Below are 12,649 nucleotides of genomic sequence, written 5' to 3' on the forward strand. Positions count from 1 at the left end.
TTAAATTAGTTAAACGTTATTGTACCTCTTTCTTTTGACACATTTATTGTGATTTCTCTACCAAGAACCAAAGCTCTATTATCGTCTTCATGACCAGCTGGCATGTTGAAGACTATTGGAAAATTATATTCAGACAAAGCATCGAGAATAAGTTGCTCAATAGACGTTCCCCATAGCGTGGTGTTTTTTCTCAGTTTAGACATATCTCCTACGATTAAGCCATTAAGATTGTCAAAATAACCTGCGCGCTTCATACTTTGCAACATTCTATCAATATGATATTTGTATTCGCCTATTTCTTCGATAAATAAAACTTTACCAGAGGTATCTATACTTTCCTTAGAACCCAACATGGTGTGTAATATGGTAAGATTACCCCCAACTAATTGACCAGATGCTTTACCTACTCTATTATACTTCGAACCTTCTAGGTCATAATTCGTTGTATTACCGAATAGAGCCGCTTTAAACGTATCAACGGATTCTTGTACCTCAGTAATATCTTTAGTTAAGCTTACACACATCAAAGCGTGCAGGGATTCAAAACCTTGATTATGTAATTGATTATGCAATGCTGTAATATCGCTGTAACCAATAACCCATTTAGGGTTTTCCTTAAATTTTGTATAGTCCAACTTATCTAAAATTCTTACTGTACCATAGCCGCCTCTAGCACACCAAATAGCACTTACTTTGGGATTATCCATCACATTTTGTAAATCCTGGCAACGCTCGTCATCGGTCCCAGCAAAATGGTTGTCTTCACTAAATACATGTTCCCCAATAATAACATTCAAATCCCAGCTTCTTAATAAACTATCGGCTTGGTTAATCTCACGTTCTCTATTTTTTAAAATTCCTGATGGTGCAACAATGGCAACGGTATCACCAGCTTTTAGGTAAGCTGGTCTTATAAGTTTATTATTGGTCATTTTAAATGAATTATCCGTTTGATTTTGAGCATAGGCATATTGTATTATACCTAAACCAAGTGTAAAATAAAGAAGTAGTATTGAGTTTTTTAAATCCATAAAAACTGCTTTTTGTAAATGTACATTTTTTTTAGAACTGTATATATATTATGTACTTTTGCGACTTAGCAAAATCAAACTTCATGTCAAAGAGATATACCATTACAGCTGCTTTACCTTATACCAATGGTCCTATTCATATAGGTCATTTAGCAGGTGTTTATGTCCCAGCAGATATTTATTCAAGATATTTAAGATTAACAGGTAACGATGTGGCTTTTATTTGTGGCAGTGATGAGCATGGAGTGCCAATTACCATAAAAGCAAAAAAAGAAGGAGTAACTCCTCAAGATATAGTAGATAAATATCATGCAATTATTAAAAAATCATTTAAAGATTTTGGTATTTCTTTTGACAACTACTCGCGTACCTCAGCGAAAATACATCACGATACAGCTTCAGAATTCTTTAAGACCTTATATGATAAAAATGAATTTGTTGAAGAAGTGTCCGAGCAATTATATGATGAAGAAGCTCATCAATTTTTAGCCGATCGTTTTGTTATAGGCACTTGCCCAAAATGTGGTTATGAGGAAGCTTATGGCGACCAGTGTGAAAGCTGCGGAACTAGCCATAATGCTACAGACTTAATTAATCCAAAATCGGCAATCACTGGTAATACGCCAACACTAAAAGAGACAAAACATTGGTTTTTACCTTTAAATAAGCACGAAGAATTTTTACGCGAGTGGATCTTAAAAGGACATAAAAAGGATTGGAAACCTAACGTATACGGTCAAGTAAAATCGTGGATAGACGATGGCTTAAGACCACGAGCTGTTACCAGAGATTTAGATTGGGGAATTCCTGTTCCTGTAGAAGGTGGAGATGGCAAAGTACTATATGTATGGTTTGACGCTCCTATTGGTTACATTTCTGCTACAAAGGAATGGGCTACACGTGAAGGTAAAAACTGGGAAGACTATTGGAAAGACGAAAACACTAAATTGGTGCACTTTATCGGTAAGGACAATATTGTATTCCATTGTATCATTTTCCCTTCAATGTTAAAGGCAGAAGGTTCATACATTTTACCAGATAATGTTCCTGCCAATGAGTTTCTAAATCTTGAAGGCAATAAATTGTCAACCTCAAAAAACTGGGCGGTTTGGTTACCAGAGTATTTGGAAGACTTTCCGAATCAACAGGATGTATTGCGTTATGCCTTAACCGCAAACGCACCAGAAACCAAGGATAACGATTTTACCTGGAAAGATTTCCAAGCCAGAAACAATAATGAGTTGGTGGCAATTTTTGGTAATTTCATTAATCGGGTGGCTGTACTTACCAACAAATATTACAATGGTGAGATTCCTCAGCCTGCAGAATTTAAGGCTATAGACGATGACACCTTAACCGCTGTAAAAGCCTATCCTGCAGTTATCGCTAGTTCTATAGAACGATACCGTTTTAGAGAAGGCAGCCAAGAACTCATGAATTTAGCACGTCTTGGCAATAAATACTTGGCAGACGAAGAACCTTGGAAAACCATTAAAACGGATGAAGAACGTACCAGAACGGTCATGTTTGTTGCATTGCAGATTGCTGCCTCACTCGCTGTTTTAAGTGAACCTTTTTTACCGTTTACTTCATTAAAATTAAAGTCGATTCTAAATCATTCTGCACTTGAATCTGATTTAACATGGAAAGACATTTCTACAAAGGATGTTTTACTTCCTGCTGGACATTCCATTCAAACCGGAAAACCAGAATTATTGTTCTCTAAAATTGAGGACGACACTATTCAGAAACAATTAGACAAGCTTGAAGCCAGCAAAAAAGCCAATGAGGCAGCTAACAAAAAAGTAGAGCCTCAAAAAGAAGAGATTACATTTGACGACTTTACAAAATTAGATCTACGCGTTGGTACTATTTTAGAAGCTGAAAAAATGCCAAAGGCTAAAAAACTTTTAGTTCTAAAGGTTGACACTGGTATAGATACGCGCACCATTGTTTCAGGTATTGCAGAGAGCTTTAAACCAGAAGACGTTATTGGTAAACGCGTTACTGTTTTAGTGAATCTAGCACCAAGAGAGTTGAGAGGTGTTGAAAGCCAAGGTATGATATTAATGTCCCAGGACGAGAATGGAAATTTGGTGTTTGTAAACCCTGATGTTGAGGGTGTCTCTAATGGACTAAAGATAAGTTAAAGTCTTTTACTTATGGGATGCTTTTTGGTATTTTTATTGAAAATCAGCTATTATGAAATACCTCTCAACTACCCCTTTGCTTCATTTTTTCATTCTATTACTTTTTGGTTTTGGATTTACATACTCCCAATCCAAAAAAGAAATTATTGACACCTACGAGGATTACATTGATGCTCCTAGAGAGATTGTCTATCTACATCTTAATAAGTCTACATATATAAAAGGTGAGTCCATCGGTTTTACTGCTTATGTATTGGATAAAAGAGATAAAAAACCTTCATTATTAACCACCAACCTATATGTTAGTATTGAAAATTCTAACCAAAAAATTGTTAAACAAAAACTCATTCGAGTAAATAATGGTATAGCTTCTAATGTATTTGATGTAGACTCTTTATTCGATTCTGGCTATTATAACATAAAAGCCTACACCAATTGGATGCGTAACTTTAATGAACCTAACTATTATAACGAATCTATACGTATTATTGACCCAGAAACTGAAACCCTTATTAAAAAACCAATAGTCAATAACGCTATAGACGCACAGTTTCTTCCTGAAAGCGGGCACTTGCTCAATGGTGTTTTAAATAAAGTTGGTGTGATAGTAAAAGATAGCCAAGGTTTTGGTGTGTCAAATACAAAAGGCGAAGTTGTCGATCAAAACAATAAAGTATTAACAGCTTTCACCACTAACGAACTTGGCATTAGTTCCTTTTTCTTGATTGCAGATACTAAAACCAACTACACTGTTAAAATAAATCACGCAAATGAAGATTTTAGTTTTCCGCTAGGGCAACCTGTAGAAAAAAACGGCATTATTCTTTCTGTAAAACGATTAAAGACCAAGCTTTATGTTTCTGTAACAACCAACGAAGACACTTTTGACAACATTAAAAGTAAAAGACATACGCTTTTGATTCACAATGGCAATGGCTATGAAGTTATGGACATCTATTTTACCGATGCGCCTGTTGTAAACAAGGTTATTGAATTTAATAGTATTCCGACTGGTACAAACATCATCACCTTATTTGATGAAAATGACAAACCTATTGCAGAGCGTATGTTCTTTAATTATGAAGGAATCAACATTAAAACTTCAGATAAAGTTACTGCCACTGGCTTTGGAGATTCACTTAAGATAAAATTGAATTTTAAAGCTGTAGATACCCAGCAGTTCCATAATATTAGTGTCTCTACATTACCTCAAGAAACAGAATCTTATAATAGACACAACTGCCTTATTTCACAAACCTTTCTTCAGCCTTACTTAAATGGCTACATTGAAAACAGTAAATATTATTTTGATAATATTGATCAGAAAAAACAATTTGATCTTGATAATCTCCTAATAACACAAGGTTGGAGTAGCTATGATTGGAACAACATGTTTTTGCCTGAGAAATTACCACATCCTTTTGAGCAAGGTATTCTTATAAAAGGTAATATTAATAACCAAGACCATTTAAATGATGTCTTTGTTTTACACCACTCAAAAGAAAATCCTCCACAGTACAAACAAACCTCTGATGGTAATAAAAGTATAATTTTTGATAGTAGCTTTCCTGTAAGCAATGATAAAATTTTTATTTCGAGAATAAACGCATCCAACGATCTTTTACCCGCACAATTATATGTGCAAACCTTTCCAAGCACAATACCAAACTTACTAACAAAGGTTAATCCTCTAAAGCCACGATATAATTATAGAATAAGTGAAAGTCTTAATATGATTGCTCCTTCGGACTTTAATTTTAATGAAGTACAAAAACTCGATGAAGTCGTTGTAGAATCTAGCTTTGATAAGCAATTGGTTAAAGCTAGAAAACTACAAACTCATGCTTTTGTAAATGTCAAGATTCCATCTGAACTAGATAAGCAAACCTTTATATACTTAGAAGATTATTTATTTTCTAATAGAATCTTTGCCAGTTTCAATCCTCAAAACCAAGAGCTTACTTTCTTTAACGGACGAGGTGGCGGTAGTGTTTTGGCAGGTGGTTCTGGGATGCTCGTTTATTACAATGATGTTCCCTTAACAAGTACTAGTTTTTTGTATCGTTTCCCTATGGCTGATATCGATCGTATTGAAATTAACAGGACTGGTTTTGGTGGTGGTGCCAGAGGTGCTAATGGCATTTTAAAAATATGGACTTCTCAAAAAAGCATGTATAGTTCTGCAAACAAACTAACTGCCCAAGATTATAAACTACCGCTAATTTTCAGTGAAAAGAAAAAGTTTTATGTGCCTAAATATCAATCTTATAATGATGATTTCTTTAAGGGTTATGGTACCATTGATTGGAAACCAGAATTAATTCTTGACAATCAAGGAAATTTAGAAGCTAAAATTCTAAAGCCACAAGTTCCTATCACCTTATTTATAGAAGGCATTACTAATGATGGTACGTTTATTTTTGAAGAAAAATCTTTATCTCTAAATTAATAGAAAAGTTGATTTTTTATATGCTAAAAATAGCATACCACCCAATCTATAAACATCCATTACCAGAAGGGCATCGTTTCCCTATGGCGAAATATGAATTATTGCCACTACAACTACTCCACGAAGGCACTTGTAGTGGCAATAATTTCTTTGAACCAGAGAAACCAAATGACAAATACATCCTTACCGTACATACACCGGAGTATTATTATGATTTAGTGAACATTACTTTAGACCAAAGAGCAGCACGAAAAATAGGATTTCCGCTCAGCGAGGTTTTGGTAGAGCGCGAGGTCATTATTGCAGATGGTACTATGAAGGCAAGTGAATATGCTCTAAAGTATGGTATTGCCATGAATATCGCAGGTGGCACTCACCACGCTTACACCAATCGTGGTGAAGCATTTTGTTTGCTCAATGATCAAGCTATTGGCACACGTTATCTTCAAAATAAAGGATTGGTAAATAAAGTTCTCATAGTAGACTTAGATGTACATCAAGGCAATGGTACTGCTGAAATTTTTCAAAATGACAGTTCTGTATTTACCTTTTCTATGCATGGTAAAAGTAACTATCCTTTTAAAAAAGAACAAAGTGATTTAGATATTGCATTAGATAATGACACCAACGATAATACCTATCTCAAAATTCTAAAAGACACGCTTCCAAAACTTATAGACAAGCAGCAACCAGATTTTATATACTATTTATGTGGTGTTGATGTTATCGCTTCCGATAAGTTAGGCAAACTCGGAATGAGTATTGATGGTTGTAAAGAACGCGACCGTTTTGTTTTACAAACTTGCAAAGACCTTTGTATTCCTGTAATGTGTAGTATGGGAGGCGGTTACTCCCCAGATATAAAAATTATTGTAGATGCACATGCCAATACCTTCCGGTTAGCCCAAGAAATTTTCTTTTAAAAATTAACTCTAAACATTAGATTTGGTGTTGTCCCTAATGATTTTTGCTGTACTTCTGTTACTGTGTTATTATTAATACGATAAAAACTGTTTATAACGTTTTCCCTATTTAAAAGATTCCATATAGAAAGCCCTAAATTGGCATTTAAGTTAGTACTCAACTTAAAGTTGTACAATGCGGAAGCATCAACTCTCAAATAATCTTTGAGTTTAGATGAATTCGTATTATTATAATTAATTTCGCCATTAATAATTTCATTTCCATCAACAGGTGTTGTCGTTGGTCTACCAGAATTCCAATTTAAGCCTGCTGACACTTTTAACTTACCTGAAGTGTAATTTGTACCCAGTGTAATGGCATGCTTGATATCATAGTTACTTGGAAAAGTTGATTCTGGTAAATCGCTAAACGTGTAATCGCTGTTCATAAAAGAATAACTTAACCAAGAGTTGAAATTGTTCAATCGCTTTCTAACTATAAAATCGAGACCTCTAACTTCATTAGATCCGCTTGTTCTTACAAATTCATATTGATTTTGAAAGCCCTGACTTTGCGTAGTAATACCTTTAATCTTTTTGTAATATCCTTCTGCACTAACCAACCACCCGTTTTTGCTGTAAGACAAACCCAAAGACGCTTGACGACTTTGTATCACAGGAATATCGTTATCGTTAGACAATTGCCATCTCCGTTTTTCTATACCCAAAAAATCATTCTGAAAATTTATAATCTGAGAACTGTTTTGATGCTTAAATTCACCTAAAACCTCAACAGAAAAAAAATCTAAAAACTTATGCGAAAAACTCAGTCTTGGTTCTAAAAGATGTTTGCTAAACTTATCTATGTAATTGTATCTTAAACCTGTAGCAAGATTGGTTTTTTTATCATTAGACTTATATGAAAGTTGCGAAAAGACTCCATGAGTTCTTACAACCTCAGATACCAGTAGCCTAAAACGAGGTGTGTCTACATCGTCTAAATTGGTAACCTTTGTTTCTACAAAATGATAACCACCAAGCAATTGTAGTGTACTATTAAACTTATATTTAGTCTTGAGCTTTAAGCTGGTTTCAGATATTTTATTTTCCTGTAAAAACTGTTGCGAATCTAAGATGTTGGCATTTATGGATTTTAGCTTGTAATCCGTTTCGTAAGCTTCTAATACGGTTTGCCATTTGGTGTTCCAAGTTTTAGAATATGAGATTGCTCCTGCTATACTATTTTGAGACAGACTACTCTCTCTGGAATCTTCAACAGAATTAATTGTAGTATTTTCATTAAAGACCAACTCATTAGCAACATTTATAAAATTAATTCTCAATATTTCATTCTTATTTATCTTATAAATCCAACGTAGTGAAGCATCGTAAAAATCGAATGTCTTATCAGAGTTTGTGATACTCATGGTATTATTCTCAACTTCCGTATTTTGGGAAATCCGCTCAAAAAAATTGTTGTAAGTAGGCGTTTCTGTAAAATCGCTTAAAGACTTTCTTGCGGCAACCTGAAGTGAAGATATATCGTTTACAGGAATATCTACAAAACCATTAGCATCAATAAAATTAACGCCAATATTTCCTTTAAACTTATCATTAATATCTTTATCTGTTTCCATAGAAATAGTTCCCGAAACTCCGTCAGTGAATTCTGTTGGCGAACCATTTTTTGTTAAAGAAACACGTTGCGTAATCTGAGGATTAAACATAGAGATAAGTCCGAAAAAATGACCGGATTGATACATCTTTATATCATCCCACAAAATTAAGTTTTGGTCATGAGAACCACCTCTTATGTTAATATTTGAAACCGTCTCATTAATACTCTGTATACCAGGAAAAGCTTGTACAGCCTGTAGTACGTCAGTATCTACTAGCCCTGGAAGGATATCAAATTCTGAAACCTTTATCTCAAAAGAACCATTGCTTAGTTTGTTGATTCCTTTTACTATATATCCAGAAACCACAACTTCAGATAATTTTTGTAAATCTAAAGATGCTTCATTTACAATTACCAAAATCATATTGTTATCCGTAAGTTGATATAAAAAATCGGTATGAATTTCTAGATAGTTCAACGCCTCTTTTAAGGATAGTGTTTCTAGGGGTGGTTTTATCAAAATATTGGAAACAACATCTTCTGCATAATTAAACTGAACCTTATAACGCTGCTCTAACAACGCCAAAACTTCAGATAGAGACTGCTTGCTCTCGGTATCTTGCGAAAAGGCACAGAAAGAAAAATTAAGGCTAAGAAGTAGTACAATTATATACTGCTTAATCTGTATTGCCATAAATTAGCACTTGGTTGGATGAACTAATTTCGTAGGTCAAATTCATAGGTTGAGTTATGGCTGATAGTGCTTTCTCTAAATCATTGTGTGGAAATCCACCTGAAAATAATCGTAATGTATTAGTTTTTTCAAAAGTAACTTTTACATTAAACTGACGTTCTAACTCAAAGATAACTTCCCTCAACGGAACAGCTTTAAAACTGCTTCTATTTTCAACCCACTCAGGTTGGTTTGCTTCTATCTTATCTTGGCTAAACTTATCATTTAATATACGAAACATATCGCCTGCCAACAATTGTCTAGTGATTGTATCTGAAGTAACTCTTACGATTCCTTCATAACATTTTACTTCAAAATAATTGGAGCGCGCTTTTACATTAAATTCAGTACCAACTACAGTTACCACACCATTTTCAGTCATAACATCAAACGTTTTTCCCTTGGCAACTTTAAAATAGGCTTCACCTTTTAGATTTAATTGTCTATTATCGTTCCATGACTTTTTATCAAATGTAATTTCAGAATCAGCATTCATGGTTAAACTAGATAAATCAGGGAGTTTTATGGTAGTTTTTTCTGCTAATTGAGTACTTTCTTTAACTACACCTTCATTCGTAAACATTGTGAAATAAATAGCAAAACCAACAACCAAAATACTTGCTATTCTTAAAGCAAGTTTTAGCCAATTAAGACGTTTTACAGATGATCTAGCTTTATATTCCGTTTTAAAAGTTTCAAAATCATCAACTTTAGAGAATTGCGAAGCTTTAAAGTGTTTTGAATCTTCAACTATCTTTTGATTAAAGGCAAAATCCTCTCGCTTACTAAATGCTTCTTTTTCAGCATCTGTAAGGTCATCATTTAGCCATTTTTTTAATAACTCGTCTTTAATCATAAAATTTACTCCTTAAACATATAACAACTCAGGTTTCAATTCTCCTTATTATTTTATTTTAAAATTTTCAAGCTCCTCTTTTAGGATATTAAAAGCTGTATAAATTCTATACTCTACCACTTTTTGAGTAACACCTAGCATATCAGCAATCTCACTATGCTTTTTCCCTTCAACCTTGCTTAATAAAAATGCTACCCGCTGTTCTTCCTTTAAACTAGCGAGGACCTTTTTGTACTTGCTTAGATATTGCTCCTGCTCTATTATAAACTCTGGCGTTTCGTTAGAATAATTTTTAGGCTGTTCCTTTTTATAGTTTAAAACCACCTTTTGATGTTTAATTTCATTCAGCATCAAATTATTTGCAACCGTAAATAAAAAAGCCCTGGCTTTTGCAAAAGTTACCTGCTTACAATTATCCCATAATTTTATAAAAGCTTCCTGTGCTTTGTCTTTGGGATTATACTTAGAACCATATTTATAGTACAAAAAATTGTGCACATCATCTGAGTATTTGTTATAAATACGCTCAAATGCTGCTTCTTCACAGATATTTTCGCTAAGGTCTTTAGGCAAGGTTATAGAGTTTGTGTAAAGGTATTGAAATATTTTTTTTGAAAAAGTTCAGTAGTTTTTAAAAGTGAGTTGTTATATATTAAATGGCACTAAAACCTTAAGCCATCATGAAAATAAAAACATTATTAATTCTACTTGTCTTCACTTCAATTGCTTTTTCTTGTAGAAAAGAGGAAACAGAGTTTATACAAACACCTGAAGATGAGATTTTAGAAGCAAACTCTAATATTGCACTATTAATTGAGCGTACAACGTCTAATGATGGGTCTATAGACAATATTGTAGATAGAGCCAATTGTTTTGATATTGCTTTTCCTTATACAGTTACTGTTAATGGTGTAGAAATTGAGGTAGGCTCTCAGGAAGACTATGCAGTGATTGAGTGTGTATTTGACCAATCAGACTCAGATTCGGACACTTTAAATATTTCATTTCCTATAACCATTGTTTTAAATGATTTTTCAGAAGTTACTATCAATAGTTTAGCGGAATTTAATACCTATACCAATAGCTGTAATGGTGAAAACGAAGCAGATAATGATATTGAGTGTATAGATTTTAATTATCCTATAGAGGCCTCCATCTTTAATCCAAACAACGAATTATTAGACACCGAAACTATTGAAACTGACAACGAACTATTCAGCTTCATTGGTAATCTTAATGATAATACTATCACGACTTTTAATTTTCCTATTACAGTTACTCTATCTAATGGATCTGTAACCACAATAAATAATTTTGATGATCTAGAAGTGGCAATTGAAAATACCATTGACTCTTGCGATGAAGATGATGATTATGACTACAGTGATGATGATTGTAATGATTGCACCATTTTAGAAATTGAGAACTTACTCGTTAATTGTTCCGATTGGAATGTTAACCGATTAAAACGTAATGCCATTGACTATGACAACGCCTATTATAATTACAATTTTAATTTCTTTAGTGATGGTACTATGTCTGTATATTGGAATACAACAACCGTTTATGGTACTTGGATTGCTTCTGGATTAGGCAATAATTTAGAAATAATAATTGATGTCCCTGCTCTACCATTATGTAATAATAATTGGATACTTCAAGAAATTAAAAATTGCACCGATACAACTGAAGTCAATTTTATTGTAGGTGATGATGATAGACTACAATATTTTAATAACTGTAACTAATAATGACCTTGAAACGTAACTGGATAGCTTTAATAATAGTTCTTATAATAACAGCTGTTATAGGCTACAATTATATTTATCAAGATCATAGGGATATTGAAAGTGAACAAGCAGAATTTACAATGTCTTCTGCTCAAATCAATCAACTATTTTCAGAGAATTCTACTTCTGCAGAGCAAAAATTTTTAAACAAAACGATTGAAGTTTCAGGATTCATAACAGACATCAACAGTAATGACATAACCATCGATGATAAGGTATTCTGTCAATTCTCTAACAATCTTGAAACCTCATTAAACAAGAACGAAAAAGCAAAAATAAAAGGGCGTGTTATTGGCTATGACGACTTATTAGAACAAGTAAAATTAGATCAATGCACTATAATCAATAATTAATATCAACTAAAAAGCAACATCATGAAAAGAAACTACACATTAAAAGCATTGACAACCGCTGTATTTACAATGGTTTTTACCTTAAGCATTTCTGCACAGGTAAGAATTTTAAGATTAGATCCTGCCACAAATTCTGTAACTCTAAAAAACTTTGGAGGTTCAAACGAACCAATCTCAGGTTTATGGCTTTGTAATTTTCCAGCTTATGGTCAAGTAAGCTCAATGACAACTGTTACAAGTTTAGACCCAGGAGAAGAAGTTAGCTTTGGAAGCTCTGTAAATTTTGCTCCTGCCGATGGCGAGTTTGGTTTATACACAAGCGCAGCATTTGCGTCTAGTGCAGCTATGATAGATTATATGCAATGGGGAAGTGCTGGCCACCAAAGAGAAAGTGTAGCTGTTGCTGCAGGAGTTTGGGACGTAGGAACATTTATTAACGTTGCGCCTCCATTTGAATATACAGGAGATGGATCTGAAAATGGTGTCGCTTTTTGGAGCACATTAGGAATTAATGATTTTGAACAAGAAAGCAGTTTAAGACTCTACCCTAATCCATCAAACTCAATTTTGAATATTGAGTTTAACTCTGCTATCACCGAAGGAGCTATTGAAATATTTGATATACTAGGTAAGCAGGTTTTTATACAATCTATAACATCTGATAATTTAACTCAAATAGATGTAGCTGATTGGGAGACTGGCCTGTATATAGTTAAAATTTCTTCCGAAAATGGAGAAGAAACCAAACGATTTGTAAAGCAATAATT

Annotated in this window: 10 protein-coding genes; 6 read left to right on the forward strand and 4 right to left on the reverse strand. The window is 33.6% G+C overall.

What is annotated here, in order from left to right:
• Positions 1 to 5: 5 nt before the first annotated feature.
• On the reverse strand, positions 6 to 1,031 hold the full coding sequence (locus ACPX19_RS04335; RefSeq protein WP_426431710.1) for a S66 peptidase family protein: 1,026 nt from the start codon (positions 1,029 to 1,031) through the stop codon (positions 6 to 8).
• Positions 1,032 to 1,114: 83 nt separating this feature from the next.
• Between ACPX19_RS04335 and metG the strand changes: the two genes are divergently transcribed.
• From metG to ACPX19_RS04350, 3 genes are read left to right on the forward strand one after another with little or no spacing between them, the layout of a single operon-like run.
• Entirely contained in the window at positions 1,115 to 3,181 is a 2,067-nt protein-coding gene (gene metG / locus ACPX19_RS04340; RefSeq protein ID WP_426431711.1) for a methionine--tRNA ligase, read from the forward strand.
• A gap of 52 nt (positions 3,182 to 3,233) precedes the next feature.
• Positions 3,234 to 5,630 carry a Plug domain-containing protein gene (locus ACPX19_RS04345; protein WP_426431712.1) on the forward strand — a complete coding sequence of 799 codons (2,397 nt, stop codon included), beginning with the start codon at positions 3,234 to 3,236 and terminating at the stop codon, positions 5,628 to 5,630.
• A gap of 20 nt (positions 5,631 to 5,650) precedes the next feature.
• The gene (locus ACPX19_RS04350) at positions 5,651 to 6,553 is read left to right on the forward strand and encodes a histone deacetylase family protein (RefSeq protein ID WP_426431713.1); all 903 of its coding nucleotides are present in this window, start codon (positions 5,651 to 5,653) and stop codon (positions 6,551 to 6,553) included.
• On the opposite strand, the gene ACPX19_RS04355 is transcribed toward ACPX19_RS04350, so the two are convergent.
• The 3 genes from ACPX19_RS04355 to ACPX19_RS04365 are packed head-to-tail and all read right to left on the reverse strand — an operon-like array spanning position 6,550 to position 10,312.
• Positions 6,550 to 8,844: a TonB-dependent receptor plug domain-containing protein gene (locus tag ACPX19_RS04355; protein ID WP_426431714.1), complete on the reverse strand. Its 2,295-nt coding sequence runs from the start codon at positions 8,842 to 8,844 to the stop codon at positions 6,550 to 6,552. The genes ACPX19_RS04350 and ACPX19_RS04355 overlap by 4 nt on opposite strands.
• Positions 8,828 to 9,739, reverse strand: a complete 912-nt coding sequence (locus tag ACPX19_RS04360) for a FecR family protein (RefSeq protein ID WP_426431716.1) — start codon at positions 9,737 to 9,739, stop codon at positions 8,828 to 8,830. Before ACPX19_RS04360 ends, ACPX19_RS04355 begins: the two co-directional genes overlap by 17 nt.
• Positions 9,740 to 9,787: 48 nt before the next feature.
• Positions 9,788 to 10,312: an RNA polymerase sigma factor gene (locus ACPX19_RS04365; protein ID WP_426431717.1), complete on the reverse strand. Its 525-nt coding sequence runs from the start codon at positions 10,310 to 10,312 to the stop codon at positions 9,788 to 9,790.
• A 107-nt stretch (positions 10,313 to 10,419) separates the two neighbouring features.
• Here ACPX19_RS04365 and ACPX19_RS04370 point away from each other — a divergent pair, with 107 nt between their 5' ends.
• From ACPX19_RS04370 to ACPX19_RS04380, 3 genes are read left to right on the forward strand one after another with little or no spacing between them, the layout of a single operon-like run.
• Positions 10,420 to 11,487 carry a hypothetical protein gene (locus ACPX19_RS04370; protein ID WP_426431718.1) on the forward strand — a complete coding sequence of 356 codons (1,068 nt, stop codon included), beginning with the start codon at positions 10,420 to 10,422 and terminating at the stop codon, positions 11,485 to 11,487.
• A gap of 2 nt (positions 11,488 to 11,489) precedes the next feature.
• On the forward strand, positions 11,490 to 11,882 hold the full coding sequence (locus ACPX19_RS04375) for an OB-fold protein (protein WP_426431719.1): 393 nt from the start codon (positions 11,490 to 11,492) through the stop codon (positions 11,880 to 11,882).
• A gap of 21 nt (positions 11,883 to 11,903) precedes the next feature.
• Positions 11,904 to 12,647 carry a T9SS type A sorting domain-containing protein gene (locus ACPX19_RS04380; protein ID WP_426431721.1) on the forward strand — a complete coding sequence of 248 codons (744 nt, stop codon included), beginning with the start codon at positions 11,904 to 11,906 and terminating at the stop codon, positions 12,645 to 12,647.
• Positions 12,648 to 12,649 lie beyond the last annotated feature (2 nt).

It is taken from the genome of Winogradskyella sp. HB-48, from assembly GCF_049942685.1.
GTDB lineage: Bacteria > Bacteroidota > Bacteroidia > Flavobacteriales > Flavobacteriaceae > Winogradskyella.

Bases quoted from the DNA above. Each gene is read 5' to 3' on its own strand.
- ACPX19_RS04355 (WP_426431714.1), bottom strand. From the start codon at position 8,844: ATGGCAATACAGATTAAGCAGTATATAATTGTACTACTTCTTAGCCTT.
- ACPX19_RS04375 (WP_426431719.1), top strand. From the start codon at position 11,490: ATGACCTTGAAACGTAACTGGATAGCTTTAATAATAGTTCTTATAATA.
- ACPX19_RS04350 (WP_426431713.1), top strand. From the start codon at position 5,651: ATGCTAAAAATAGCATACCACCCAATCTATAAACATCCATTACCAGAA.
- ACPX19_RS04345 (WP_426431712.1), top strand. From the start codon at position 3,234: ATGAAATACCTCTCAACTACCCCTTTGCTTCATTTTTTCATTCTATTA.
- ACPX19_RS04370 (WP_426431718.1), top strand. From the start codon at position 10,420: ATGAAAATAAAAACATTATTAATTCTACTTGTCTTCACTTCAATTGCT.
- ACPX19_RS04335 (WP_426431710.1), bottom strand. From the start codon at position 1,031: ATGGATTTAAAAAACTCAATACTACTTCTTTATTTTACACTTGGTTTA.
- metG (WP_426431711.1), top strand. From the start codon at position 1,115: ATGTCAAAGAGATATACCATTACAGCTGCTTTACCTTATACCAATGGT.
- ACPX19_RS04380 (WP_426431721.1), top strand. From the start codon at position 11,904: ATGAAAAGAAACTACACATTAAAAGCATTGACAACCGCTGTATTTACA.
- ACPX19_RS04360 (WP_426431716.1), bottom strand. From the start codon at position 9,739: ATGATTAAAGACGAGTTATTAAAAAAATGGCTAAATGATGACCTTACA.